We start from the raw sequence: 26,131 nt of genomic DNA on the forward strand, positions 1-26,131 counted from the left end.
CAACCCGGATGTCGAATGTCTGGTGCAGAGCGTTACGCATGGCGAGTTGGTCGATGATCTTTGGCCGGCCCTGTTTGCCAGACGTCACATGAAGGACGAGGAATTGAATCCGCTACAGTTGCAAGCCTTGTGGCAAGGCCGGTTGGAGGACGAGTTTGCCGAAGCCACCGTCATCGGCACCACGGCGGTGGCCTTGAAGTTATTGGGCAAGGCCGACACCCAGGAGGCGGCTCACCAAATGGCCGACGGCTATTGGCAAAACCGCAACAGGCAACGCTTACCGGGCTGACAGCACCTGGTCGCGGACGAATCGAGGCACGCCGGGCAATTGGTCCCGTTGCAAATGCACGTACTTTAAACCCAGCAATGTCGTGTGCTCATCGAAGTCGACCCAAATCACCTCGGCTTCGCCTTCAACCTGCTGATCCTTAAAGCTGAAGGACACCCGGCTCCCCGTTTGGATATCCAACACCCTGGCAATCCGCACCATCAAGCCGTCCACCGACACGTTCTGGGTGGTAAACACATATTCGCCGGCGCCGATGACGATTTCGCCCAAGGTGTTGAGATTTTTACGATAAGCGCGGCGGTTATACAGCAAACTATCGATATCGTAGGACAGATCCCGAAATTCGATACCTATCAACAACCCGGCATCAACCGTCTCGACCCGCACCACTTCAGCCTCGCCGGCAATGCGCATATCCGGCAAATAGATGTCCACCCGCGGCGAAACCTGTAAACTGTTAAAAATGTCCTTTACCCGGTGCCCGGGCTGTTTATCGCTTAATTCCGCCAAAAATCCGCTCAGCGACAAATTGATGACTTTGATTGGAAGTTCCTCAAAGCCGAGATATATAAGCCCCTGGCAACTGACATTTTTACGGTAAGCCCTATGTTCTTCCATCTGTGTTGTATTCGTCATGTCATTCACCTTGCATTCATTTAACCGGGAACCTGGATGAAATGAAACCAAATTCGTTTTTGATCATTAGCTTAGTCCTTTTATCCGCCTGCGCAACCATGCCGCCTAAAAATACTCAGGATGTTTGCATGATTTTCCGGGAAAAAGACGATTGGTACAAGGCCAGCCTGGCCGCTTCGCGGCGCTGGGGCGTGCCGATCGCGGTGCAGATGTCCATCATTTTTCAGGAATCCGGCTTTGTTGCCGATGCGCAGCCGCCGCGTCCGACCTTACTGGGCTTTATCCCCTGGTTTCGCTCCAGCAGCGCTTACGGCTATCCGCAGGCACAAGACGGCACTTGGTCCGATTATCGCCAACAAACCGGCCAGCACTGGGCGGACCGGGAAGATTTTGCCGATAGCTGCGACTTTGTGGCGTGGTATTGCGCCATGAGCAAAAAACAACTGGGCATTCCCCACACCGACGCCAAAAACCTTTATCTGGCCTACCACGAAGGCCACGCGGGTTACCGCCGCCAACAGTATAAAAACAAACACTGGCTGCTGAACACAGCCCAAAAAGTACATCAACGCGCCTGGCAATACGACGCGCAACTGACTGCTTGCCGGCAAGAGCTGGAAAGCGAAAACTGATAAACTAGCGCGATAACCGCTGGCCGAAAACGGCCCGGATGAGCCCTGGGCATGTTTTTCGCGGCGCATGCGGTTATGGCTTGTACCCGTTAAATCATGATTTTTTACCAGGAGCAACCCTTGAAATCTTTACGCAGCCGCATCATAGCCACCTTAATCGCATTCATCACAGGATTTATTATGTTTTCCATGGCCAACGCCACCACTCCCGCCGAAAACAAAGCCGCCGGCGAAAAATTCTTGGCGGACAACGCCCAAACCGCCGGCGTCATCACTACCGCCAGCGGTTTGCAATATTTGGTCTTCAACGAAGGCAGCGGCGCAATGCCGAAAGCCACCGACAATGTCACCGTGCACTACAAGGGCACCACCATAGACGGCAAGGAGTTCGACAGTTCTTACGGCCGCGGCGCGCCGGCTACCTTTCCGCTCAATCGGGTAATCGCCGGCTGGACCGAAGGCCTGCAATTGATGAAGGAAGGCGCCAAGTACCGCTTTTTCATCCCGTCCAATCTGGCTTATGGCGAACGCGGCGCCGGTCGCGACATAGGCCCCAATGCCGCGTTGATTTTCGATGTGGAATTGATCAAGGTCGATTAAAGCGAAATCGGCGGCCGGCAAGCATTTGCCAAGTCGGCCGCCTAGCCCGAGCTCAGGATTCCGCCCAAAATAACTTCCGCATTCCGTTCCGTAGGTTGTCGTAAAAAGCCCCTCTCCTTGCGGGAGAGGGTTGGGGTGAGGGATATCGAAGGAACGCCCCCCGCTTACCTGACGGTGACTTCCACCCGGCGATTTCTGGGTTCGTCGGTATTATCCGGCGTCGGCACCAACAGATTCTTTTCTCCGTGCGAATCCACCGTGACCTTTTCGGCGTCCGGCACGGCTTCCGCAAACAACACAGCCACCGATTTCGCCCTTTCCAAACTCAGGCGGGCATTGAGTTGCTCGTCGCCCTTGGTATCGGTATGTCCGATGATGGAAATGTCGGCCGCCGGCCGCCGCCGGATCTCCGCAATGATTTTAGGAATATCGGCCTTGGATTCCGCCGTCAAGTCCACCGTGCCGCCTTCGAAGTATAAATAAAACGGCAAGGGCTTTTCCGGGCTGGCCGCCAACGCGGAGCCGAAATCCTTTTGAATCTGTTGTTCGCTGACGGCAAAGATTTTGCCGGCGTCGCCCTTGAGATTCACTGCGTCCCGATTATTTTCCAACACAGTGCTGCCCCTTGGGGTCGTCACTTCCACCTTGCCGAGACTGCCGTCTTCCTCAGCCAGCAACACCACATAGGATTGCGAACAAGCGCTTAGACCCAGGACGGCCGTCAGCGATAACAGCCGCAAGCCGCTAACATTAAATAGTGCCCGATTATTGAATTGTTTAGACATTATTCCGCCTCCGCCTTGGCCAAAAATCGCGTGCCCCTGACGCCGATGATGCCGGCCGGCGTTTTTACCGATACCGCTTCCGGTTTAAGCTTGGCGATGACGCCCGAAATGTAATGCAAGGTACCCCTGGCCAGACTGGCGACGAGTTTCAATTCGTTTTTGGCGGGAGCGAACAGGTATTCATCGATACGCAGTTCGGTGTCCGGCCCCAAAGACATCACCGTATTATCTTTAAAGGTCACGCCCAAACGACCGTTCTCGCCGGTTTTAAGTAGATTGCCCAGATACACCGGCGTACCGGGCCGCGCGGGTGTAGAACCCTGTTCGTTGACAACGCTGACTTGGCCCTCCGCTATTTTGACGAAGCCGAGAATCTCGCCCTCGGCCCAAGCCCGCACCGACAACAGGCAGGCCGCCAATGTCAGCATCGTGATACATATTTTCAACATTACTCCTCCTAAACGGGTTTTATTCGCTCTCTCTTTAATAATTTTTCCGGCCGTCTATACTTGACCGAATCCAATGGCGCGCGCTGGACAAGCTTCAATAATAGTCATACATTGGCATTTAAGATCGAAAAATAGCCCAAATATTATTAAATATCTCCAATATCCAATCGTTGTTTGAATATATGAGTCCTAGTAATCTTCCCAATTGATTATCGAATATTATTGTGAATGCCGAGCCTCTATCCGACATAGCCATGCAGCAAACTCATAACCTGATCTTGCTATATGGCGATATGCTCGGCGGACCGGCCCTACAACGCAGTATCGAATCAGCAGCCGACGGGTGCGACACCTACCTGCTGCACGACGCCGACCAAATCATTACAGAATTGCAACGGGGCAATTTCGACATATTGGTGCTGGATGCCGATAACGAACTGCTCGAAGTAAGCGAATTACTGCCACTGCTGCGGCGGCAATTCCAGCCGGCCGAACTGCCGATCCTGGTTCTGTCCGACCGGCTATCCACCGACAATTGCAATATCGCCCTGAGTCTGGGCGCAAGCGACTTCATAACCAAACCCCTATCCGCCGATGAAGTAAAGATAAAAATCAGAAACGCGCTGGCCCTGAGACAGTGCTTTAAAGCGCAGCAACTGACGCGAAACCAGCTTGAGCAACAAGTCCGGATCAGAACCGCCAAATTGAACATGCTGATAGACAGCGGCCTGATGATGTCGCGGGAAAAAAGCCGCGAACGTTTACTGGCGCACATCCTGCGCGAGGGCCAAAAACTGCTGCATTGCGATGGCGGCACCATTTTTCTGGTCACCAAAAATCGATCCTTGCGTTTTGCCATACGCACCCGCGACGACACCCTGCCTTTCGATGAAATCGAACTATACGACCCGGTCTCCGGCCAAATCAATGACCGCTATGCCTCCACCTACGCCGCCAACCATAACGAAACCGTCATCATCGACAACGTCTACGCGGAGACCCGCTTCGACTGCAGCGGCACCCAAGCCTTTGACGCCCAATCGGGCTACCGGACCGTTTCGCTGCTGACCGCGCCGATGGCGCCGCGCAGCGGACAGGTTATCGGCATTCTGCAGTTTTTCAACGCGCTGGATCCGCGGACCGGCGCGGTGATTCCGTTCCCGCCCGACATTGTGGAATTGGTGGAAGCCCTGGCGGCCCAGTCGGCGATTGCCCTGGACAATTTACAACTGATCGAAGGACAGAAAAACACCACCGAGAGCATAATCCGAGTGCTGGCGTCCGCCATCGACACCAAAAGTCCACACACCGGACACCACTGCGTGCGGGTGCCGGAATTGGCCGTCATGCTGGCCGACGCCGCCTGCCGGCAAACCGAGGGGCCGCTGGCCCATTTCAATTTCGAATCCGAAGATCAGTGGCTGGAATTCCGGGTCGGCGCCTGGCTGCACGATTGCGGCAAAGTTACCACCCCCGAATATGTGATTGAAAAGGCCACCAAACTGGACATGCTGTTCAACCGCATCCACGAAATCCGCATGCGCTTTGAAGTGCTGCTGCGCGATGCCGACATCAGACGGCTCGAAACCCTGCTTGACGGCGGCGACAGCACCGAAGCCGACCGGCGTTTCGAACGGGAAAAAGCCGAGCTGATGCAAGACTTTGCCTTCATTGCCGAGTGCAACATGGGCCGCGAGTCCATGCACCCGAACGACTGCGATCGCATCAAGACCATCGCCGAAAAAACCTGGCTGCGCTATTTCGACGACACACTGGGATTATCCCAGCACGACACGCTGCGCTTGCGGGCCGAGGATAAGCCCAGCCTGCCGGTTGCGGAACGACTGCTGGCGGACAAGCCCAAGCACATCGTGCCGCGCCCCGAGCATAAAGTGCCGGACCCGGCCCTGGGCATCAAAATGGACATTCCGGAAAACATGTTCAATTACGGCGAAATTTACAATCTGTCCATCCAAAAAGGCACTCTGACCGCCGAAGAGCGTTACAAAATCAACGAACACATCATCGAGACCATCAATCTGCTGGAAAAAATACCTTTTCCGGATTTTTTGCAGCGGGTACCGGAATACGCTTCCACCCACCACGAAACCCTGGACGGGCGCGGCTACCCCCGCAAACTGACCGCCAAAGAGTTGTCCATTCCCGCCCGCATCATGGCGGTTGCCGATATTTTTGAAGCCATTACCGCCTCGGACAGGCCTTACAAAAAACCCTACACGCTCTCCGAATCCTTAAAAATTTTATGCGCCATGAAAAACAATCGCCATATCGACGCCGATATATTCGAGTTGTTTTTAACCTCCGGCGTCTACAGGCAGTTTGCCCTCAAATACCTGCTGCCGGAACAGATAGACGAAGTGGATATATTTGAATACCTCGACAAAGCCTCCTAGGCAGGCGGCCGCCCTAACTTTCAAGCCATGCCGTTAAAAGCCGGCCAGTTCCCTGCCTGGCTGGGTTTTGGCGTGCTGCTGCTTTCCCTGCTGGGCGGCTCCGGCCTCTATCTGTGGAATCCGGAACCGCTGCAAATTCTTCGCCATGCTGCTTTCGATCAATTCCAGCGCCTCAAACCGCGGCCTTACTCCGATACCGCGGTCAAAATCATCGATGTCGACGACGAAAGCCTGAAACGTCTGGGCCAATGGCCATGGCCGCGCACTCGCCTGGCCGAACTGCTGACCATGCTGCAAGCCGCCGAACCGGCCAGTATCGCCATCGATATTATTTTCGCCGAAAAAGACCGCACCTCGCCGCGGACCATGCTGGAATTTTGGCAATTGCCGGCCGACAAAGCGCAATGGCTTGCCAATCTGCCCGATCACGATCAGGTGCTGGCCGAAGCCGTGGGGCATGGCAACACGGCCTTGGGCTTCGCCCTGTCGCCCAACCCGTCCCTGGGGGACGTGCCGGCGATCAAGGCCCAATACGCCCTGATTGGCACCTCTCCGCTGTCCTATCTGTTGCCGTTTCAGGGCGCGTTGTCGCCCTTGCCCGCCCTGGAGGCCGCCGCCGCCGGCAACGGCGCCTTGACCTTTATCTCCGATGCCGACGGCGTAATCCGCAAAGTACCCTTGCTGTTGCGCTATCAAAACACCCTGGTGCCTTCGCTGGTGGCCGAAAGCTTGCGATTGGCGCAAAAAACCCGAAACTATACCTTGCACAGTCTGGCGGACGACGCGGGCATGGCCGCAATCGGCATCGGCCGCTTGCAAATTCCCACCACCGCCAACGGCGAAATCTGGATCCATTACAGCCAGCCCGACAGCCGGCGCTATATTCCGGCCTGGCGGATTCTGGCCGGCGAAATAGACAGCCGCCGCTTGCGCAACAACATTCTGCTGATCGGCACATCGGCGCAGGGTTTGATGGACTTGCGCTTCAGCCCCTTGGGCGGGATTATTCCCGGCATAGAAGTTCACGCCCAGGCCCTGGAGCAAATCCTCGGCGGCAAGCACCTGAGCCGGCCCGGCTGGGCCAATGCCCTGGAACTGCTGGCCATCCTGCTGGGCGGCCTGCTGATAGGCGCTGTTGCACTGGGCAATGGCGCAATCTTCTCGTTTGTCGGCTTTATACTAGCGCTGTTGCTGCTATGGGGCTGCGCCTGGTGGGCCTATGCCTATCATCAGTTCCTGCTCGACCCGGTTTTACCATCCATAATCTGGCTAATGACTTTTCTTTTTACCAGCATTTTCCGGCACATCTACAGCGAACGCAGCCAACGCTGGGTCAAGCAGGCCTTTTCTCGCTATATATCGCCCAATCTGGTGGAGTATCTGATCAGCCACCCGGAACAACTGGAACTGGGCGGGAGGCGCCAGACCTGCAGTTTTGTCTTCACCGACCTGGTGGACTTCACCGCCTTGATGGAGCGCCTGGACCCCGGCCAAGCCGTGAGTCTGTTGAATACCTATCTGGAAAACATGATAGCCATTGCCTTTTCCCATCACGGCACCCTGGACAGAATCGTCGGCGATGCCGTAGCCATCATGTTTTCGGCCCCCATCCAGCAAACCGACCATCAACGCCGGGCCGTGCAATGCGCCCTGGATATGCAACGCTTTGCCAGCCGTTATGCGGCGGAGCTGAACGCCCAAGGCTTGGCGTTCGGACAAACCCGTATCGGCGTACATAGCGGCGAAGTGATAGTCGGCAATTTCGGCGGCAAAACCATCTTCGATTACCGGGCGCTGGGCGACGTAGTCAATACCGCCTCGCGGCTGGAAGGCGCCAACAAATATCTCGGCACCCTGATCTGCGCGTCCGAAGCCACCCTGGCCGGCTGCCCCGAGATTGCCAGCCGCCGCATCGGCCACCTGCGGGTCAAGGGCAAGTCTATACCGCTGACCGTATACGAGCTATTGGATGAGACCAACCTGAATCCCGCCGCGCTGACGGCATACCAAACCGCCCATGAATTGATGTGCGCCACCGATCCGGGAGCCATCGGCGCCTTTCAACACCTGGTGGACGACCATCCCAGCGATAAACTGGCCGCCTTTCACTTAAAACGCCTGCTGGACGGGGAAAGCGGCGATTTGATCGAGCTGAGCCAGAAATAAGCCGGTACGAAGCAGACTGCCTAAACAAATCCCCCACCGCCTCCATACCCCTGTATAGAGGATAAGGCTGCATATTCCAGCCTAATCCAGCCAACTGTTCCGATTGATTGTCCGCCACCGATTCCAATCGCAAAACCACCACCCATTCCGTTACGATTACTCAAGTTGTGGATGACGACTTTTGGAAGTGGCGAATTGACGCAATCGATCCAGGGTAGCCATTAACTATGCAACGTTGTATGTTCGCTATTCGGCGCATACCCGACATTTAAAATTCACGATAAATGGCGATTAATTTTGAAACTCGGGTAGGATGTGCCAACCAACGGGCGGCGCATCGGTTGAGATAATAATGGCATAAACCATCGATTTAATATGACGGATTATCGTAGACTCTATATTCCCGGCGCATCATGGTTTTTTACCGTAAATTTGGCGCAACGAAAGGAAAACCGCTTATTGATTGATAATGTCGATTTATTGTGCAAGGCATTTGCCTATACCAAACGCCGACAGCCCTTTAAAATAGATGCCGTGGTTGTTTTACCCGACCACATTCATTGTATTTGGACTTTACCTGCAGGGGATTCCGATTTCTCAACCCGCTGGAATGTTTTGAAAGGCGTCTTTTCCAAAAGCCTCGAAAAAGGGGGAACGAGTTTCAGCCAGTCGAAAATCCCGAAGGGAACGTGGCATTTGGCAGCGGCGATTTTGGGAACATGGCTTGCGCGATCAAGAAGATTACAGCCGGCACATGGATTACATCCATTGGAATCCGGTAAAGCATCAATGGGTAAAGTCGGTAAAAGACTGGCCTTATTCGAGTTTTCATAATTACCTCAAGCAAGGATTTTATCCCGAGAACTGGGGTAGCGTTATGCCGTTGGATATTGAAGGCATTGAATAACTCGAAAGATGCGCCGCCCGTTGGTTGGCGCATCCTACGGGCTGCAAAGCTCCCGAGCCAATTAGCATACCTTATGGCCTTATTTTAACCTGCCTCCTCTGATAGCCCTATTGCGCAGTTCAATTATCCATTCGTTATTTATTTCAGATAGGCAGTCTTCTAATGGCCAATCGGGTGCAGTTTCTATTAAATGAACAAAAGATGAAGCCAAGCCAAAACATCCGTCTGATCCAAATAATTTAACTAAAATCCTAGCCTCTTCGTTAGTTATCGGTTTCGTTATTGATCGGTAAAGGTTTTCATAACAACGAATTAAATCTGGGTCCAAATTATTTTCGGATGGCAATGGGCCGAGTTTTTCTAAATCAAGAATTTGCTGCCTTATTTTTTTCATATTTATTGCTTGTTTATCAATTCAAGGCCATAAGGTGCGCTGACTATAGGGTGACGCCGTCAGGCGCACCGTTCGCGATCGTTGCGCCTCGCATGGCTCGGCACAACCTATAGGCAGTCGCACATTTTTGGGATTACAGCTGGCAGCTTTAGATCAATCAACAGACCTTCGCCATAAAAACCATCTGTCCACTTTTGGCCGACCGCCGACGGTCAGTTAAGTAGGTCGGAATAAGCCGGTAGGCGTTTCCGGCAAAGCTTTTGCAATTTGTCTCATTCCGCCGGAAACGCTATCGCTTATTCCGGCCTGCATCCCGCATGTTCCCAAGTACCAGCTTTTCGGCATTAATGCCATTGGCAGAGGATTAAACATTTGGAAGCTTTATTTTTCAGACCAAGTCCAGCTTCTGAGTATCGCCATTGATCAGAATTCTCCCCGGTGAAAGGTGATCCGGTAGGCCATTGGAAAGGCCAAAAATAAAAGCAATGCGTATCCAAAATCTTGAGTCTGCAGCAAACCAAATGATTGGCGGTAATGGTGCTTTCCGGAATTCACCAGGTTTTTTAGCCCATAAAGCGGGCATTAAATTGCGCCAGTGTCTCGGGGTTGCCGAACAAATAACCTTGAAAATAGCGGCAACCGCAATCGGTCAGATAGGCCTGCTGCGGCTCCGTTTCCACCCCTTCGGCGATGATTTGCAAATTCAGGCTGTCGCCCAAGGCCAAAACGGTTCGTATGATCGCGGCATTATTCCCCTCGTTGCGCAATTCAGCGATGAAAGAACGGTCTATTTTCAATTGAGTCAGCGGCAAGCGCTGCAAATAGGCCAGCGAGGAATAACCGGTACCGAAATCGTCCATCGCAAACTCCACCCCCAGCTTATTCAGGGCCCGCATGACGGCTATGGCATTTTCCACATTACCCAGTACCACGTCTTCGGTGATTTCCAGTTTCAAGCGCCGGGGATCCGCGCCGGTTTGGCGCAACAGGCTTTGCATCTGCCGCACAAAATCCTGCTGACTCAACTGTTTGGCGCTGATGTTTACCGCCAGACTCAATCCCGCCATCGCCGGCCGCCGGGCCCAGTTGGCCAATGCAGCGCAGGCCTCCCGCAAGGCGAAATTCCCCAGCGCCACTATCAAGCCGCTTTCCTCGGCCAGAGCAATAAACTCGGCCGGCGCCACGGTACCGCGCAAGGGATGATCCCAGCGCAGCAAGGCCTCCGCGCCAATCGCTCGCCGCTGCCGGTCGACTTGAATCTGATAAAACAATTTGAACTGGTTTTGCTCCAGGCCGCTGCGTAAGTCGGCTTCCAGCGCCGCCCGCTTGTTCAGTCCGGCCTGCATTTGCGGATCGAACAGACACAAGGTGTTGCGGCCGGCCTGCTTGGCTTGGTACATCGCCATATCCGCCTGCTTCAACAAATCCTCGCTGTTGACATCCAGCCCGTGAAACATCGCCACCCCTATGCTGGCGCTGGAATGATGTTCCACCAGGGACACGCCGCCGTCCGCATTGATTTGATGCAGGCGATAGACCTGGTTCATTTCCGCCAGAATCTTATTGCCGATTTTTTGCGCATTGACCGCCGCGATTTGCCTGTCCGCCGACAATTCTTCCAGCAGAACCACAAATTCGTCCCCGCCATGCCGGGCAACTGTGTCCACTTCCCTGACCGAACGGCACAGGCGCTTTCCGGCCTCGATCAGCAACTGGTCGCCTAAATTATGCCCCTGGGTATCGTTTAAAATCTTGAACCTGTCCAAATCCAAAAACATCACCGCGCCATGCCCGCCCTTGCGCTGATTGGCGGTTAGCGCGGCTTCCATCTTCTCCAGCAATAAGCGGCGATTGGGTAAATCGGTCAGGGGATCGTAAAACGCCAGTTTATAAATACGCTCTTCATTCAACTTGCGTTCGGTAATATCGGTAAAGGTCACCACATAATGCGTCAGGCAACCCTCGCCATTCACCACCTTGATGATGGACAACCATTGCGGATAATGCAGACCGTCCTTGCGGCGGCTTTCCACTTCGCCTTGCCAGCATTGCTGGGTGTCGGTGTTATCCCAGATAGTCAAATTCAGGGCGGTTTGCCGGGGCCAGCACCCGATTTGCTCGGGGGTTTTGCCGATGCATTCTTCCGCCCGATAGCCGGTCAGCACGCTAAACATCAGATTGACGCGGCGGATGGTCTTATCGGCATCGGTGATCATGATGCCTTCCTGGCTGTTTTCGAATACCGACGCGGCCAGGGCCAGTTCGATTTCGCTTTGTTTGCGCTGCCTCTCGCGGTCGAAGTTATCCAGGGCATAGGACATATCGTTGACCAAACCCGATAGCAGCGTGATGATATTGTCGCTAAAAAAATCCGTTTTTTCGGCATAGACCGCCAAGCCGCCGAAGATTTGCCGGTTTCGCAGCAAGGGAAACGCCGCAACGGATTTTATCCCCGCCTCCCTGGCGGCCTTGTGCCAGATTTGGGTACCGGCGTCGCTCAAAAAGTCGTTCTGGATACAGGCCTGCTTTTGGCGTATGGCATTGGCCAATACCGCATGACCGTAGGGCGAATCCGGGTCGATATCGATATGCAAGTTACTGACATAATTTGATTCATTGTCGCTATGCGCCGCGATTACGACACGACCCGTGGCGTCCAGCCTGCCGACAAACACCAGCCGCAACTGAATTTTTTCCGCCAGAATATTGCATATGCGCTTCAACAGGCTGCGCTCGTCGGCATCCCGCACAATGGCGGCCACGCTCTCCGTCCATGCCGCATACACCCGATTCAGCAGGTCCAGCTGCTGTTCCGAGGCCACCAAGGTATCCAGCATATGATTCAGGGATAGCCCCAACTGGCTGATTTCGTCTCCGCCGCGCAATTCGCTACGCTCGCTACGCGAGCCGGTTTCTATCGCGGATGCCACCGCCATCAAGGACTGCAGGGGTTTGATCAGGCTATTCGACAACCACAGCGACACCAACAACAAAATCAGCACGGTCGCCGCAATGAACTGCAAACCGACCCAGGCGACCCTGCGTAAACTGGCCTGGGTGGCTTTTTGATCCAGTTCGATGCGGGCCCACCCTACCAGCCGCTGATTGACCATAATGGGCGCGGCCACGTCTATCATATGCCGGTCGGCCAGCAACAAGGCGGGCTCCGGCGTCACTTGCTCCAGCAATTGCCGGCTTAGGGCATCGGTGACGTATAAACCGGTCTCGTCGTTTCTGCTGGAGGCCAACACCTGCCCGCGCGGCGACAGCACCAAGGCTCTGATCAGGTTAGGCGTTTTTTCGTAGCCTTGCAGCACCTCCCGCAAACCCGCCACATCATTGGCCAACACCCAGGATCCGCTGCCGTTTGCCAAGCTATTGGCCAGGGTGTGCGCCCGCAATATCCCGGCCTGATCCAGAAAATTCTGTTGCTGTTTCAGCAACAAGCCGGCCAGTCCCAACATCATCAGTAAGGAAACCCCGCCGAATGCCAACGCCAGCCGACGGTGCAGGGATTGTCGGCCGAAGCGGCGCAAGACCTGCCAAGGGCGAAAGCGGGAAAAAGTATTCACGGGCTAACGGAATGCACGGTTTGGGAAAAGCGTTCTAAAAACGCCTGGACCGGCGCATAAGTTCGATTGTCGGCGGCTTCGAAACGCGAGACGGGCACGGCGGCCAGCATGGCGCGACCGCTCTCGCTGTCCCGCAAGGAAAACAAGAAACCGGAAAATTTATCGACGACTTCGGCGGGTACGTCGTCCCGCACCACCCAGGCGTTGTTTAGCAGCGGCTCGGTTTGCCATTTCACGACCAATTCGCCGGCTTGTTGCGGATGTTCCGCCATAAATAATTTCCACGGTACCGGCCAGGTCGCCGCCGCCGCCACTTCCCCCATCAACACATTCATGATCGAAGATTCCTGCGAACCCACATAACGGTTTTCGATATCCCGGTTCACATCCAGGCCGTGAGTATGCAAAAAATATTGCGGCATCATGGTCGCCGCCAGCGCCGTTTTGGCCGGATAGGCCACCGCCTTGCCCTTGAGGTCGGCCACGCTGTCGATACCGCTATCCTTGCGCACCAATATGATGCCGCGAAAATCCTCGTCATCCGCCATTTTTCCGAACACCCGGTAACCATGCTTCAGGGCGCCGATAGTTTGATATGGATTGGGCATGGCGATAGCAAAATGCCGGCCATAGAGTTTTTTATCGAACTCCTCATAATTGCGCGACGCCTCCAGTTTCAACTCGACCTCCGGCATCCGCTGATTGATGTATTCGACAATCGGCCCATACACTTCGAACAAGCGCTTGGGGTTATGCAAGGGATGCACGCCGACGATGTACTCGGTGACCTGCTTTAAGGGTTGAGAACTGAAACTCGGCTGATATCCGCTTGCCGAATCCGCGCTCAAGTAATCCCGCAGCCGATGGATCCATTCCCAGGGCTCGACAGCTTTCAACGGCTCCGCGCGCGCCACGTCCGGCCCGCCCAGCCAGATCGAACAGCACAACAGCAGAATCCGCCCCGCACTCGGCATCACTCATCACTCTCCGGCATATTCATCGGCATCGCATCGCTCAGACATTGCAAATTATGGTTCCGAAACATTCTAACCGCTATTTCTGACTACAATTGCCATTGCATTCGCCTCCGGAGCACTAAACATGAATCACGTTCGCATATTTACGCTATTTCTGTTGCTGCTTTGTCAGCCTCATGCGGCCGCCGGGTTTGACGACAAATCCGTGCCGGAGGTCTTAAAGGCCTGGATACCCTGGGTTTTGTCTGATCAAGCGCAATTCGACTGCCCGTTTTTCCATAACGACTTTCAGCAAAAAAACTGCAGCTGGCCGGGGCCGCTAAAGCTGGAATTGCAAGATGGAAACGGCAGCTTCAGCGGCGAATGGACCCTGTATCAACCCGCCTGGATAAGCCTGCCCGGCGACAGCCGGCATTGGCCGCAACAAGTATCTATCAACCAAAAGCCGGCGGTGGTGACAGCCCGCCAAGACAAACCCGCCATTTGGATGCCGGCCGGGCAGTATCAAGTCAGCGGCACATTCAATTGGGACAAGCTGCCGGAAAGTCTGGCTATCGCCGACGACTCCGGTTTGATACAGCTCAGCCTGAACGGTAAATCCGTAGCCTATCCGCGCCTGGACCAAGGCGCGCTATGGTTGCGAAACCAAATCGACACGTCCGCCGCCACTCAACAGGATAGTCTGGATATACAAGTCTTTAGACAAATCATGGACGACAATCCCTTGCAGGTGTCCACCCGTCTGGAACTGAACGTGTCCGGCCGGGCGCGGGAAATCAGTCTGCCTTACGCTCTGTTGCCATCCTTCATTCCCGTTCTGCTGGACAGCCCGCTGCCGGCGCGCCTGGAAGCCGATGGTCGTCTGTTGCTGCAAGTTCGCCCCGGCCACTGGCGGATCGGCTTGCTGGCCCGCCACCCGCAAGCCCTGTCGCAACTAGACCTGAGCATTCAAGACCCGACTTGGCCGGAATCCGAACTGTGGGCCTTTCAAGCCATGCCGGGCCTGCGCTTGGTGGAAATCGAGGCCTTGCCGGCGGTGGACCCCAGCCAAACCAACCTGCCCGAGGAATGGCAACATCTGCCTACTTATCAAATCAAACAGGGACAAAGTATGCGGTTTAAATTGATTCGCCGCGGCGATCCGGAACCGGAGCCCAATCAACTGAGCCTGCAACGCAAGCTCTGGCTGGACTTCGACGGCGCCGGTTATAGCGTCAGCGACCAAATCAACGGCAAAATGAGCCGGGACTGGCGCTTGAATGCCTTGACCGATACCCGCTTGGGGCAAGTTCTGCTGAACGGCCAAAATCAACTGATCACTCAATTGAGCGATAAGCGGCAAGGCGTTGAAGTGCGCCGGGGCGACATTCAATTGCAAGCCGACAGCAGAATTGAAGCCGGCATTACCCAGCTGAATGCAGTCGGCTGGCAAGAATCCTTCCAAAGCGCGCAAGCGGAATTGAACATTCCGCCCGGCTGGCGCCTGCTGGCCGTGGGCGGAGTGGACAACGATCCCGACAGCTGGCTGAGCCGTTGGAGTTTGCTGGATCTGTTTTTAGTCTTGATCGTGGCGTTGGCGGTTACCCGTCTGTGGTGTTGGCAATGGGGTCTGCTGGCCTTGTTAAGCCTGACCCTGTTCTGGCACGAGACGGAAGCCCCCCAATGGATATGGCTGCATACCCTGGCGGCCCTGGCCTTGTTGAAAGCCTTGCCGGAGAATCGTTTTTCCCGCTGGGTCAAGTGGTATCGAAACCTGTGTTGGCTCGGTCTGGCGATCATCGTGATTCCCTTCATGATCGCGCAAATCCGCTTCGGGATTTATCCGCAACTGGAACGGCCCTGGCAACCGATTCAACCCAGTCCGTATGCTGCCCAAGGCATGGTGGCCGGCGAGGACTATGCCGAGGAAAGTTTGTCCATGGCCGCGCCCGCCTCATCCGCGCCACGGGTAGCCAGAAAACTGATGGGCAAGGCCTATTCCTCCGTGGCCGACGCCGTCGGCGCCGCCAACTTCGACCGCATCGACCCGGAAGCCAATTTGCAAACCGGCCCCGGCCTCCCGCAATGGCAATGGCAAACCGTGCATTTGTCCTGGAACGGCGCGGTAGACAGCCAACAACAGCTCCGGCTGTGGTATTTGTCGCCGACCTGGAACTTGTTGCTGCACATTCTGCAAGCCCTACTGGCCGCGTTGTTGAGCTTAAAAATGCTCAACTTGATCGATAAGCAATGGCGTATCGGCTGGCCTAACTTGACAGCCTGGCTGCTGTTGCCGCTGCTGGTCGCTCCCACGGGAGACAGTTGGGCCGACATGCCCGATCAGGCACTGTTGGATCAATTGAAAGCCCGGCTGCTGCGGGCGCCCGAATGCCTGCCGTCCTGCGCGCAAATAGCCGATATGACTATCCATATCAAACCGGACGACATGCGGATCGAGCTGTCGATTCACGCGAGGGAAGCGCTTGCACTGCCCTTGCCGGCTCAACTGAAGCAGTGGTTTCCCGAGCAGATCAGCAACGACGGCCATCCCGCCCAAACCCTGCTCAGACAAGACGACGGCACACTTTGGCTAGGTCTGGAGCGGGGCGTGCACCAGGTGATATTACGAGGCCGGCATACCCCCCAATACAAATTCACCTTACCGTTGGCCTTGCCACCGCAACGAACGCAAATCGACAGCGAGGGCTGGCGGGTCGACGGGCTTTACGAGGACGGAAAAACCGGCCCGCAACTGGAATTTACCAGGCTGAACCCCGAGGCGAATCAAGCCGCCGATCATACGCCGCAAACCGCCATGCCGGCCTTTGTGCGGATTGAAAGAACCCTGCAACTGGGCCTGGACTGGCGCATCGCCACCCGGGTGGTCAAACTGGCCGGCAGCGACGGCCCAGTGGTATTGGAGCTGCCGCTGTTGGCGGGCGAAGCCGTCACCAGCGCCCAAATTCGCGTCAAGGATGGCAAGGTGCTGGTCAACCTGCCGGCCGGCCAAACCAGCCTGGAATGGCAATCGCTGCTGGAAAAACGCGAACAGTTGCAACTGACCGCCGCCGACAATCCGGCTTGGAGCGAATTGTGGCGCGCCGACGTCAGCCCGATCTGGCATTTACAGCCCAGCGGCATCGCCGTAGTGCATCATCAGGATCAACAGGGCGCATGGTTGCCGGAATGGCGACCCTGGCCGGGCGAAAGCGTAAGCCTGCATATCAGCCGGCCGCAAGCCGTGCCGGGCTCGACCCTGACCATAGACAAAAGCCAGCTGAGCGTCGTTCCGGGTAAGCGCAGTCAACAGGTCAGTCTGGAAATTCAGTTGCGGAGTTCCAAGGGGGGCCAACACAACCTGCTTTTGCCGCCGCAAGCCGTGCTGCAAAGTGTCGCTATCGACGGTGTGGTTCAACCGGTGCGGCAAAAAGAGCGGACCGTGACCCTGCCGATACGACCGGGCGCGCAACAAATTGCTCTGAGCTGGCAAACCCCGAGCGAACAATCCCCGCTATTGACTACCCCGGAGGTCGATTTGGGCATTGCCAGCGTCAACAGCCATCTCCGAGTCAGTTCCGGCGAGGATAGATGGGTGCTGTTGACCTTCGGCCCCAAATTCGGCCCAGCCGCGTTGATTTGGGGTTTACTGCCCGTCTTGTTGCTATTGGCCGCAGGCCTGGACAAAACCAACCTGACCCCGTTAAAAACCCGGCATTGGTTTTTATTGCTGCTGGGCCTGAGCCAAATCCATATTGCCGCCGGCCTAGTGGTGGTCGGCTGGATTTTTGCGCTGGGCTGGCGGGAAAAATTCAGCCCGCAAACCCGGGGCTATTTTAATCTGGCGCAAGTCGGCTTGGGGCTGTTGACACTGCTTTCGGTGTCATTGTTATTTAGCGCCGTCCAGCAAGGCCTACTCGGCGCACCGGATATGCAAATTACCGGCAATCAATCCACGCCGCAAAACTTGAACTGGTACCAAGACCACAGCACGGCCAGTTTGCCGACCGCAACCGTAATAGCCCTGCCGTTGACGGTTTATCGCCTGTTGATGTTGGGCTGGTCTTTATGGATGGCCTTGGCGCTGTTGAATTGGCTGCAATGGGGCTGGTCCTGCTTTGCGCGGGGCGGCATCTGGAAGCATAAGACCGCCTCCTTGCCGGCAAAAACATCCGAATGAAAAAAGCCCGGATAGCTGGCGAGCTATCCGGGCTTTCCGCGCCGGCATCCCTATTCGGCATCGGCCCATGCGGGCCGCCCGTTTGTCGAAGGTTAAGCTACTTCAGTCTATTCTTTTCTTCCACCATTTCATCGATGTATTGCATGACCAGACTGCTGGCGGCTTCCGATGCGTGCATTTGTTTGATGATTTCGTCGAGCTTGAACGAATCGTTCACCCAATCGCCCCTGGAAAGCTCATAGGCCAACTGCGTGGATTGATGTACATCCAGATGCGGCAAATCCAGTTTGCTGTAGGCCTCGGTAGTCCTGAATTTTTCGTAGCCTATGCCTTCGTAATACCACTTGCCCAGCCGACAGTTATGGTTATCCACCTTGATGGCGTGATATTGCGGGCAATCTTCCGTGTGCTCGATGGCAATATAGCCGTTTTGTTTATAAATGATGTGATCCAGCTTGGTCAGCAAACCGAAGGATTTATCCTTGGCATAGGTTATGAAGCCCACGGACGCCTTGGCCGAATCCGACAAACCCGAAAACTGATGCCTGAACGAACTGACCTGCTGCATGACTTCCTGCGACAGGGAAGACGAACTTTCCGCTTCCTGATGCATGCGTTCGACCCGTTTGTTGAAGGCCCGCAGGGTTTTCGATACCTCCAGCGCGGCATTTTTGGTATGTTCGGACAGATTTTTCACCTCGTCGGCCACCACGGCAAAACCGCGACCGTGTTCGCCGGCCCTGGCCGCCTCTATGGAGGCATTCAAGGCCAACAAGTTGGTTTGGTCGGCGATACCGGTAATCATCGATAACGATTCGGTAATTTTTTTGCTGTCGTTGATCAAGGCGGTAATCACTTCGGAGACCGAATGCACGGTGGAATTGATGTTTTGCAGCGACGAACTGATCTGTTCGACGGTACCCAGACTGTCGTCGGCGTTCCGGCCGGTTTCCATGGTGATGTTTTCCACCTTTTGCAATTGTTCGGTAATGCCGATCAAATCGTTTTGACAGGCTTTTAAATTGCCGGACAAATTGGCCGTATTCAAGGAATGCAGGCCGGCGGACAGGCGCCTTTTCACCATCAGGCGGGCATTCTCATTCATATGCCCCAAGGCGAAATTGATGTTCTTGGTGGATTGCTTCAACAAACCGGGCAAGCCGTCCCCCAAGGCATAGCGGTCGTGATTGCCCTTGTCGGCTTCCCTGAAGCAGGTATTGATTTCCTTGAAATACGCTTCGATGATATCCAGGGTTTCGTTGAGTTCCCAGGCCACCTTGCCCACTTCACCCAGGCCTCGGGTACCGGTGATGCGGTGGTATAGCTCGCCCTGGTTGGTCAACTCCAGAACCTTTTCCATGCGCTCCAGCACCTCCAGGTTTTGCTTGGCGATTTTCCAGATATACCAGGCTATGACGGGATGAGGAATGGTCAGGGCCAACGCCACCCAGGTAAACCCCGATGACGCTAGGCAATAAACGAACAATGCCAGGGCAAAAAACAAAATCCCGGCAACCGCGTAACCGATCCGGGTTTTCAGAAAGGGAATGTTGGCATTGCTTCGCTTCATTTCGACACTCCGTTCGGTTTGTATAGTTGCAACACCAGATTGTTATAACTTTTGGCACCGGATTGTTTGACCACGTCAAACAGATAATCCAACGACCTCCCCGGTGCTTCCTTAACGGAAGCGTTCTTTTCGATAGCCAACATTTCGTTGTAAATGGGTGTAATCGCCTCGAGCGCCGAGCGCGGCGGGTTGCGGCGCACGGAATAATAGCCCTGCAGTTTGCCGTCCTTGTCATAGTCCGGCGTGATATTGGCAAACACCCAGTAAAAACCGCCGTCCGCGCACATGTTTTTGGCGAAGCCGAAAAACTCCTCGCCGGCTTTCAGGGTATCCCACATAAAGCGGAACACCCCTCTCGGCATATCCGGGTGACGAATGATGTTATGTTGCACGCCCAGCAGTTCATGCTCCGGGTAGCCGGCTATCTCCATGAATATCCGGTTGGCGTAGGTTATCCTGCCGGATTTGTCGGTCTTGGAGACGATGAAATCCTCCTCTGCCAACTTATGTTCTGTTTTATTGGGGGTAATACCGGGTTTCATGTGTCCACACCTTGTTTTTATTTTCCAGGTAAATTCTAGGCCTTTTTCGCAAAAAAACTAAATCGCATGTCGTTTTATGCAATGCATCCGACATTCCCGCGAGGCGAAGCCCGCCCGCCTGTCCGTCGGCGCGAAAATCGGATCTGGGGGAGGTGGCGGAGCCGAGATGCGCCAGCGTTATTTCCTGGCGCCATGACGTCAACGATGACGGGTAAGCGAAGGCATCGATTGCCCGTCATCGCGAAGGGAAAATCAGTTGAGCACCGTGTGACCGCGCTGCCGCAGGCAGCTTCGATATGCATTTCTATAACCGTCGTCGGATTGTATGCCTTGCTTGGCGGCCCCGCCGATACCGCCGGCGGCGGCACCGATAGCCGCCCCCTTGCCCGGACTACCGGTCACGGCGCCAATCGCCGCGCCGCCCGCCGCGCCGATCAAGCCACCCACCACGGCGCCCGTGGCTGTTTCCTTAACGGAACTGGCTGCTTGGGATGCCAATTGCTGGCATTCATGCATGTCCTGCTCCAGTCTATAGGCATTCCTGTCATTATATGTATCCACGGTGGGTCGCCAACCCGTGGTCGCCGCGCAACCCGCCACCGATACTCCCGCTATCAATGAAACCAAAAGGTTAACTGTTTTCATGTCGACACTCCTGCTATTTTGATGAAAAACTCCGAATACAGTATACCGCATCTGCTGTATTACCAACTTGATAAGCCCAAGTCAAATTGACAGTATCCGGCGCTTAACGTATTATCCGCAGCCTTTTTTATCCGTTTTATTTAATAAGGCAAACTCCCATGAAAAGAACCTACCAACCCAGCAAATTGAAACGTGTAAGAACTCACGGCTTCCGCGCCAGAATGGCAACCGTGGGCGGTCGCAAGGTCATCAATGCGCGCAGAGCGAAAGGTCGCGCTTCCTTGACAGTCTAATTGTTGGCCGAAGACTTCGGCTTTCCCGATTTATATCGGCTCAGGACGCCCGCCGAGTATAAAAATGTCTTTGCAAACCCAGTAAAATCGTCTGACAAGTATTTTACCGTGTTGGCGACCAATAGCCCCCTGCCGCACCCGCGGCTGGGACTGGCCATCGCCAAAAAAGCCATTAAAAAAGCAGTCGCGCGGAATCGCATTAAAAGAACTGTTCGGGAAAGCTTCCGCCTGCAAAAACAACTGATTGTCAATATAGATATTGTGGTTTTGGCGCGCGGCGACGCGGCAACCGCTGACCTGCAAATATTGAGGAAGTCACTGGAAAGGCATTGGCTTAAATTGGTGGATCGATGCGATTCCTGCTCATAACCCTGATCAAGGTTTATAAATACTTCATTAGCCCCCTCCTGGGACCGAGATGTCGTTTCTATCCCAGTTGCTCAAGTTATGGCCTGGAGGCAATCCAGCTGCATGGCGCCGCCAAGGGCTCCTACCTCACGCTTCGACGATTATTAAAATGCCACCCGTTCCACGAAGGTGGCATCGATCCTGTTCCGGAAAAATTGAGTAAATAAACAATGGATAACATTAGATTTGTACTTGTCATGGCGATGTTGATGATCTCCTACATGCTTTGGGAATCATGGCAGATTGACTACGGCCCGAAACCGAAAGCCATCGTCTCGGACACTCCCACGGTAGCCGGAGGCAACGATATTGCTTCGTCCGCCGACTCCGTCCAAGCCCAAGATACCCGGCAAGCAGCCACGGCAACCGAATCCAACGCACGCATCATCCGGATCAAAACCGACGTATTTGCCCTGGAAATCGATCCAGTGGGCGGTACACTGCGCAACCTCGACCTGCTGCAATACCCGCACGAAAAAGAAAATACCTACGTTAACAAGGCCTGGGAACTGATAGGCATGCAAGCTCCGGAAAGAGATTTGTCGCCCATCCGCCTGTTCGACGCCAATCCGGAAAAACTGTTTCTGGCTCAAAGCGGCTTGGTTGCCAGCGGCGAATCCGCCGGCGCGCCCGACCACCATGCCCAATACCAAAGTGAAAAAACCAGTTACGAATTACAGGAAGGCCAGGACGAGCTGAACGTTCCGCTGACCTGGACCAACGAGCAAGGCCTGCGCATCACCAAAACCTTTACCTTCAAACGCGGCAGTTACGCGGTCGATGTAAGCCATAAGGTCAGCAACCAGTCTGGAAAACCCTGGGCGGGCCGCCAATACAATCAACTCTTGCGCGTCGAGCACAGCGACAAAAGCGGCAACAACTTCATCAGAACCTATTCCGGCGGTGTGATTTACACCCAAAAAGACAAGTACCAAAAAATCAAATACGAAGACATGACCGACGGCAACCTGGATGTCGCCAGCCAAGGCGGCTGGAGCGCATTCATCCAGCATTATTTCGCCAGCGCCTGGATTCCACCGGCGGATCAGGAAAACCATTTCTATACCAAGGCGCTTAACGAAGGCCGCTTCGTAATCGGCTCCTATTCGCAAGACCTTACCGTGCAACCTTCCAGCGAAGGCGTTTTCAACGCGCAAATGTTTGTCGGCCCCAAAATTCAGCCGCTCATGGAGGCCCTTGCCCCCGGCCTGGAACTGACTGTGGACTACAGCTGGCTGACCATCATCGCCAAACCGATTTACTGGCTGCTGAACGAAATATACAGCTTCGTCGGCAACTGGGGCGTTGCCATTCTGGGCGTCACCTTCTTCATCAAGGCCCTGTTCTTCAAGCTGTCCAAGGCCAGTTTCCAGTCCATGGCCAAGATGCGCAAGATTCAACCCAAGCTGAAGGAATTGCAAGAGCGTTATGCCGACGACAGACAGAAATTCAATACCGAAATGATGGCCATGTATAAACGGGAAAAGGTCAACCCGCTGGGCGGCTGTCTGCCCATGCTGGTACAAATTCCGGTATTCATTTCGCTGTATTGGGTACTGATCGAAACCGTGGAATTGCGCCAGGCCGATTTCATGCTGTGGATACAGGACCTGTCCGCGCAAGACCCCTTCTACCTGCTGCCGATTCTTTACGGTATCACCATGAAGATTCAGCAAGGCCTGAATCCCGCTCCGGTCGATCCGTTGCAAGCCCAGGTCATGAAAATGTTCCCCATTGTGTTCACGGTGTTCTTCCTGTTCTTCCCCTCCGGCTTGGTCGTGTACTGGATCTGCAACAACAGCTTGTCTATCATCCAACAGTGGTACATCACCAAACACGTACTGGCGGAAGACTCGCATCACCATCACTAGAAACGGATGAGCACCGGCGACACCATAGCCGCCATCGCCACACCGCCGGGTAACGGCGGTGTCGGCATCATCCGCATTTCCGGGCCAGCCGCATTCGACATCGGCCGCCAAATCACCCGCAAAACCCTCAAGCCCCGCTACGCCCGCTTTAGCCATTTTCACGATGCCGACTCCGGCGTCATCGACTCCGGTCTGGCCTTGTATTTTCCCGGCCCGGCCTCCTTTACCGGCGAAGACATACTGGAACTGCAAGGCCACGGCGGCAGCGTGGTTCTGGACATGCTGCTACGCCGGGTGTTGAGCCTGGGCGCGCGGCCGGCCAATCCCGGCGAATTCAGCCAACGGGCGTTTCTAAACAACAAAATCGACCTGGCCCAGGCCGAAGCCATTGCCGATCTGATCACCAGCGGCACCGAGCAAGCCGTGCGCTCGGCCCAGCAATCGATGCGGGGGGTATTCTCGGACCGAATCAACGAACTGATAGACGAACTGATCGAACTGAGAGTGTATATCGAAGCCGCGATAGACTTTGTCGACGAAGAAATCGACTTTCTCAGCGACGGCATGGTGGCCGGTAAAATCGAACAGCTGCGGGCCAAAATTCAATCCATACACGCCACCGCCCGCCAGGGCCGCTTACTGCACGACGGTATCAGCGTGGTGCTGGCGGGTAAACCCAACGCCGGCAAGTCCAGCCTGCTAAACGCACTGGCCGGCCACGATGCCGCCATAGTCACCGACATTGCCGGCACCACCCGCGACGTATTGCGCGAACGCATCCAAATCGACGGCATGCCCGTGCACATCATCGACACCGCGGGCCTGCGCGACAGCGATAGCATTGTCGAACAGGAAGGCATCCGCCGCGCGCATAGAGAAATCGAGACCGCCGACAAAGTTTTACTGCTGATGGACAGTACGGACCGCGAAAACATAGCCATGGTGGACAAACTGCCAGCCGACATCGACGTCACACGGATATTCAACAAGATAGACCTGTCTGGACAAGCGCCGCATATCGTCCAGCGCGAACACGGCACCGAAATTTATTTGTCGGCAAAAACCGGCGCCGGCCTGGAGTTGCTGAAACAATACCTGAAGAATAGCGTCGGCTTCGGCGAAACCGGCGACAACGTCTTCATCGCCCGACGCCGCCATCTGCAAGCCCTGAATCTGGCGCAACAAGCACTGGCAAACGCCGACCACCAGCTCAAAAACCAGGCCCCGGAACTAGTCGCCGAAGACCTAAGACTGGCCCAAAGCCATTTATCCGAAATCACCGGAGAATTCACCCCGGACGATCTTCTAGGTGAAATTTTCGGCAGTTTCTGTATCGGAAAGTGAAGCGGCAAAGCAAGGGAAAACAAAGGTGCATATTCCGCTCCAACGTTGCCATCTAATCCGCCAACAACGCTTAGCCGGCTTGTGTGCATAGTGAAAACGTATCCAATCTGAACTGGCATATGCGACAATGCCAATGTGTAGAAAATTTCTACACAAGACTGTATTATAAATTGACACACATAAGGGGCTGCCATGATACAAGCTCACACCAACGAAACACCATCCGTATCTATCAATATCCGTGCTAAAGCCAAGCAACGAGACCTGATTGATCAAGCCGCGGAACGGCTGGGTCGCAGTCGGTCAGACTTTATGTTGGAAGCCGCCTGTCGAGAAGCAGAAGATGTGCTGCTTGACCAAGCATTTTTTACCGTCGACGAGGGTACGTTTGCACAATTTCAAACCTTGCTCGATCAACCATTGCCGCCAACGGATAAACTGCGTCGCCTGCTAAAGACAAAAGCCCCTTGGGATCAATGATTCCCTTGTCGCTTTCGAAACCTGAACCCGTTGCCGCAACTCATCAGCTGACGAATTTCGACTGTGGCGAGCCATCATTAAATGATTGGCTAAAAAAACGGGCACTTAAAAATCACGCATCCGGCGCATCTCGGTGCTTTGTAGTCTGCGCTGATTCGCAAGTGGTTGGCTACTATTGTTTGTCAACAGGTGCGATCAGTCATGAGCTCGCGCCGAAAGGTATGCGGCGAAATATGCCCAACCCATTGCCTATTTTGGTATTGGGTCGACTCGCTGTGGATCAGCGCTATCACAATCAAGGCCTTGGCCAAGCTCTGTTGCGGGACGCCATGCTGAGATCGGTCAATGTATCCGGTGATGCGGGGGTATTTGCGTTATTAGTGCATGCGTTGTCTGAACCGGCGAAACAATTCTATCTGTCACGTGGTTTTGTTAACTCGCCGCTTCAGCCCATGACATTGCTGATGACGCTTGAAACCATTCGAGTCATTTTGGCGGAGCCTGAGTGAATTAGCGCGGATGGCTGGTTGAAAAATTAACCGAAGAAGTTTTCTATTGCTTCTTAACCCGTTACACCCATGTTACACCATAACGCTCATGAAGGCTGGGCATCGCCCCGGCAGATGAAAGTAGTGCAGCTGGGCACGGTTCCTCGCCGGACAGGACGCCGTAAATACGTCCGTGTAGGCTCGTCGGCAGTATCCTTGCTGCCGACGCCTGTCCAACAAGCAACCGTACCCGCCCGATTTTTACTTTCAGAGTAACGCTCATGAAGGCCTGGCAATCACCCCGACATATGAAAGTCAACGGCGTTATGTCGTTAGTTTTTGGGCGGTTGCCGCGTGACTTTCAGAGTAATACGCATAAGGCTATGATATTAGAAGTTATTTCACTTTCTGTATCGAAAAGTGAAGCGGTAAAAACGGATAAAGGTCTTAGCCTGGCACATAAGCCCCCTTTCAAATCAGCGCCACCAAAACAACTGCTTGGATAAAAGCCAA

Annotated in this window: 22 protein-coding genes and 2 pseudogenes; 15 read left to right on the top strand and 9 right to left on the bottom strand. The window is 54.7% G+C overall.

Translation table 11 applies throughout. The annotated features are described in order from the left end of the window. Positions 1-289 (top strand): annotated as a pseudogene (locus NP590_RS09890) (glycosyl transferase family protein); the annotation flags it as partial. Here the strand turns inward: NP590_RS09890 and NP590_RS09895 are convergent. Continuing rightward, on the bottom strand, positions 278-925 hold the full coding sequence (locus NP590_RS09895; protein ID WP_256602216.1) for a PilZ domain-containing protein: 648 nt from the start codon (positions 923-925) through the stop codon (positions 278-280). The pseudogene NP590_RS09890 and the gene NP590_RS09895 sit on opposite strands and share 12 nt — an antisense overlap. A gap of 41 nt (positions 926-966) precedes the next feature. Here NP590_RS09895 and NP590_RS09900 point away from each other — a divergent pair, with 41 nt between their 5' ends. Both NP590_RS09900 and NP590_RS09905 read left to right on the top strand, forming a co-directional pair. Then, entirely contained in the window at positions 967-1,557 is a 591-nt protein-coding gene (locus NP590_RS09900) for a transglycosylase SLT domain-containing protein (RefSeq protein ID WP_256602217.1), read from the top strand. A 120-nt stretch (positions 1,558-1,677) separates the two neighbouring features. Then, positions 1,678-2,157 carry an FKBP-type peptidyl-prolyl cis-trans isomerase gene (locus NP590_RS09905; RefSeq protein ID WP_256602218.1) on the top strand — a complete coding sequence of 160 codons (480 nt, stop codon included), beginning with the start codon at positions 1,678-1,680 and terminating at the stop codon, positions 2,155-2,157. 164 nt (positions 2,158-2,321) lie between these two features. Here the strand turns inward: NP590_RS09905 and NP590_RS09910 are convergent, their stop codons facing one another. Continuing rightward, positions 2,322-2,942, bottom strand: coding sequence for an OmpA family protein (locus NP590_RS09910; protein ID WP_256602219.1), 621 nt, complete (start codon positions 2,940-2,942; stop codon positions 2,322-2,324). After that, positions 2,942-3,391: a FecR family protein gene (locus NP590_RS09915; RefSeq protein ID WP_256602220.1), complete on the bottom strand. Its 450-nt coding sequence runs from the start codon at positions 3,389-3,391 to the stop codon at positions 2,942-2,944. Before NP590_RS09915 ends, NP590_RS09910 begins: the two co-directional genes overlap by 1 nt. Positions 3,392-3,645: 254 nt before the next feature. Here NP590_RS09915 and NP590_RS09920 point away from each other — a divergent pair, with 254 nt between their 5' ends. The 3 genes and pseudogenes from NP590_RS09920 (at position 3,646) to NP590_RS09930 (ending at position 8,878) form a co-directional block, all read left to right on the top strand. Then, positions 3,646-5,805 carry an HD domain-containing phosphohydrolase gene (locus tag NP590_RS09920; RefSeq protein WP_256602221.1) on the top strand — a complete coding sequence of 720 codons (2,160 nt, stop codon included), beginning with the start codon at positions 3,646-3,648 and terminating at the stop codon, positions 5,803-5,805. Between the two features lie 27 nt (positions 5,806-5,832). Then, a complete protein-coding gene (locus NP590_RS09925; RefSeq protein WP_256602222.1) occupies positions 5,833-7,971 on the top strand; it encodes a CHASE2 domain-containing protein in 2,139 nt (712 codons plus the stop codon). Positions 7,972-8,346: 375 nt separating this feature from the next. After that, positions 8,347-8,878, top strand: a pseudogene (locus NP590_RS09930) (REP-associated tyrosine transposase). 79 nt (positions 8,879-8,957) lie between these two features. On the opposite strand, the gene NP590_RS09935 reads toward NP590_RS09930, so the two are convergent. The 3 genes from NP590_RS09935 to NP590_RS09945 all read right to left on the bottom strand — a co-directional run bounded on the left by NP590_RS09935 (position 8,958) and on the right by NP590_RS09945 (position 13,818). After that, positions 8,958-9,272, bottom strand: coding sequence for a hypothetical protein (locus NP590_RS09935; protein ID WP_256602223.1), 315 nt, complete (start codon positions 9,270-9,272; stop codon positions 8,958-8,960). 563 nt (positions 9,273-9,835) lie between these two features. Next, on the bottom strand, positions 9,836-12,844 hold the full coding sequence (locus NP590_RS09940) for an EAL domain-containing protein (protein WP_256602224.1): 3,009 nt from the start codon (positions 12,842-12,844) through the stop codon (positions 9,836-9,838). Next, a complete protein-coding gene (locus tag NP590_RS09945) occupies positions 12,841-13,818 on the bottom strand; it encodes a phosphate/phosphite/phosphonate ABC transporter substrate-binding protein (protein ID WP_256602313.1) in 978 nt (325 codons plus the stop codon). Before NP590_RS09945 ends, NP590_RS09940 begins: the two co-directional genes overlap by 4 nt. A 127-nt stretch (positions 13,819-13,945) precedes the next feature. Here NP590_RS09945 and NP590_RS09950 point away from each other — a divergent pair, with 127 nt between their 5' ends. Next, positions 13,946-17,977, top strand: coding sequence for a hypothetical protein (locus tag NP590_RS09950; RefSeq protein WP_256602225.1), 4,032 nt, complete (start codon positions 13,946-13,948; stop codon positions 17,975-17,977). A gap of 97 nt (positions 17,978-18,074) precedes the next feature. On the opposite strand, the gene NP590_RS09955 is transcribed toward NP590_RS09950, so the two are convergent. The 3 genes from NP590_RS09955 to NP590_RS09965 all read right to left on the bottom strand — a co-directional run bounded on the left by NP590_RS09955 (position 18,075) and on the right by NP590_RS09965 (position 20,734). After that, positions 18,075-19,547, bottom strand: coding sequence for a methyl-accepting chemotaxis protein (locus tag NP590_RS09955; RefSeq protein ID WP_256602226.1), 1,473 nt, complete (start codon positions 19,545-19,547; stop codon positions 18,075-18,077). After that, the gene (locus NP590_RS09960; protein WP_256602227.1) at positions 19,544-20,089 is read right to left on the bottom strand and encodes a PAS domain-containing protein; all 546 of its coding nucleotides are present in this window, start codon (positions 20,087-20,089) and stop codon (positions 19,544-19,546) included. Before NP590_RS09960 ends, NP590_RS09955 begins: the two co-directional genes overlap by 4 nt. 252 nt (positions 20,090-20,341) lie before the next feature. Further along, positions 20,342-20,734, bottom strand: coding sequence for a YMGG-like glycine zipper-containing protein (locus NP590_RS09965; protein ID WP_256602228.1), 393 nt, complete (start codon positions 20,732-20,734; stop codon positions 20,342-20,344). A 158-nt stretch (positions 20,735-20,892) separates the two neighbouring features. Between NP590_RS09965 and rpmH the strand changes: the two genes are divergently transcribed. The 8 genes from rpmH (at position 20,893) to NP590_RS10005 (ending at position 26,124) form a co-directional block, all read left to right on the top strand. After that, complete coding sequence (gene rpmH, locus NP590_RS09970; RefSeq protein ID WP_256602229.1) at positions 20,893-21,027, top strand: 50S ribosomal protein L34; 135 nt, start codon at positions 20,893-20,895, stop codon at positions 21,025-21,027. 3 nt (positions 21,028-21,030) lie between these two features. After that, positions 21,031-21,396, top strand: coding sequence for a ribonuclease P protein component (rnpA, locus tag NP590_RS09975; protein WP_371927291.1), 366 nt, complete (start codon positions 21,031-21,033; stop codon positions 21,394-21,396). Further along, a complete protein-coding gene (gene yidD, locus NP590_RS09980) occupies positions 21,378-21,602 on the top strand; it encodes a membrane protein insertion efficiency factor YidD (RefSeq protein ID WP_013820712.1) in 225 nt (74 codons plus the stop codon). Before rnpA ends, yidD begins: the two co-directional genes overlap by 19 nt. A gap of 3 nt (positions 21,603-21,605) precedes the next feature. Further along, positions 21,606-23,306 carry a membrane protein insertase YidC gene (gene yidC, locus NP590_RS09985; protein WP_256602231.1) on the top strand — a complete coding sequence of 567 codons (1,701 nt, stop codon included), beginning with the start codon at positions 21,606-21,608 and terminating at the stop codon, positions 23,304-23,306. Between the two features lie 6 nt (positions 23,307-23,312). After that, positions 23,313-24,650, top strand: coding sequence for a tRNA uridine-5-carboxymethylaminomethyl(34) synthesis GTPase MnmE (mnmE, locus tag NP590_RS09990; RefSeq protein WP_256602232.1), 1,338 nt, complete (start codon positions 23,313-23,315; stop codon positions 24,648-24,650). A 192-nt stretch (positions 24,651-24,842) separates the two neighbouring features. After that, positions 24,843-25,130, top strand: coding sequence for a type II toxin-antitoxin system TacA family antitoxin (locus NP590_RS09995; protein WP_256602233.1), 288 nt, complete (start codon positions 24,843-24,845; stop codon positions 25,128-25,130). Further along, on the top strand, positions 25,127-25,639 hold the full coding sequence (locus NP590_RS10000; protein WP_256602234.1) for a GNAT family N-acetyltransferase: 513 nt from the start codon (positions 25,127-25,129) through the stop codon (positions 25,637-25,639). Before NP590_RS09995 ends, NP590_RS10000 begins: the two co-directional genes overlap by 4 nt. 260 nt (positions 25,640-25,899) lie before the next feature. Beyond that, positions 25,900-26,124 carry a hypothetical protein gene (locus NP590_RS10005; protein ID WP_256602235.1) on the top strand — a complete coding sequence of 75 codons (225 nt, stop codon included), beginning with the start codon at positions 25,900-25,902 and terminating at the stop codon, positions 26,122-26,124. The last annotated feature ends 7 nt before the right edge of the window (positions 26,125-26,131 follow it).

The sequence above is a fragment of the Methylomonas subterranea genome, assembly GCF_024505185.1.
Taxonomy (GTDB): domain Bacteria; phylum Pseudomonadota; class Gammaproteobacteria; order Methylococcales; family Methylomonadaceae; genus Methylomonas; species Methylomonas subterranea.

Bases quoted from the DNA above. Each gene is read 5' to 3' on its own strand.
- NP590_RS09955 (WP_256602226.1), bottom strand. From the start codon at position 19,547: ATGAAGCGAAGCAATGCCAACATTCCCTTTCTGAAAACCCGGATCGGT.
- NP590_RS10000 (WP_256602234.1), top strand. From the start codon at position 25,127: ATGATTCCCTTGTCGCTTTCGAAACCTGAACCCGTTGCCGCAACTCAT.
- NP590_RS09950 (WP_256602225.1), top strand. From the start codon at position 13,946: ATGAATCACGTTCGCATATTTACGCTATTTCTGTTGCTGCTTTGTCAG.
- NP590_RS10005 (WP_256602235.1), top strand. From the start codon at position 25,900: ATGAAGGCCTGGCAATCACCCCGACATATGAAAGTCAACGGCGTTATG.
- NP590_RS09925 (WP_256602222.1), top strand. From the start codon at position 5,833: ATGCCGTTAAAAGCCGGCCAGTTCCCTGCCTGGCTGGGTTTTGGCGTG.
- yidC (WP_256602231.1), top strand. From the start codon at position 21,606: ATGGATAACATTAGATTTGTACTTGTCATGGCGATGTTGATGATCTCC.
- NP590_RS09920 (WP_256602221.1), top strand. From the start codon at position 3,646: ATGCAGCAAACTCATAACCTGATCTTGCTATATGGCGATATGCTCGGC.
- NP590_RS09915 (WP_256602220.1), bottom strand. From the start codon at position 3,391: ATGTTGAAAATATGTATCACGATGCTGACATTGGCGGCCTGCCTGTTG.
- NP590_RS09900 (WP_256602217.1), top strand. From the start codon at position 967: ATGAAACCAAATTCGTTTTTGATCATTAGCTTAGTCCTTTTATCCGCC.
- rpmH (WP_256602229.1), top strand. From the start codon at position 20,893: ATGAAAAGAACCTACCAACCCAGCAAATTGAAACGTGTAAGAACTCAC.
- NP590_RS09895 (WP_256602216.1), bottom strand. From the start codon at position 925: ATGACGAATACAACACAGATGGAAGAACATAGGGCTTACCGTAAAAAT.
- NP590_RS09945 (WP_256602313.1), bottom strand. From the start codon at position 13,818: ATGCCGAGTGCGGGGCGGATTCTGCTGTTGTGCTGTTCGATCTGGCTG.
- NP590_RS09935 (WP_256602223.1), bottom strand. From the start codon at position 9,272: ATGAAAAAAATAAGGCAGCAAATTCTTGATTTAGAAAAACTCGGCCCA.
- yidD (WP_013820712.1), top strand. From the start codon at position 21,378: ATGCGATTCCTGCTCATAACCCTGATCAAGGTTTATAAATACTTCATT.
- NP590_RS09995 (WP_256602233.1), top strand. From the start codon at position 24,843: ATGATACAAGCTCACACCAACGAAACACCATCCGTATCTATCAATATC.
- NP590_RS09960 (WP_256602227.1), bottom strand. From the start codon at position 20,089: ATGAAACCCGGTATTACCCCCAATAAAACAGAACATAAGTTGGCAGAG.
- NP590_RS09965 (WP_256602228.1), bottom strand. From the start codon at position 20,734: ATGAAAACAGTTAACCTTTTGGTTTCATTGATAGCGGGAGTATCGGTG.
- mnmE (WP_256602232.1), top strand. From the start codon at position 23,313: ATGAGCACCGGCGACACCATAGCCGCCATCGCCACACCGCCGGGTAAC.
- NP590_RS09910 (WP_256602219.1), bottom strand. From the start codon at position 2,942: ATGTCTAAACAATTCAATAATCGGGCACTATTTAATGTTAGCGGCTTG.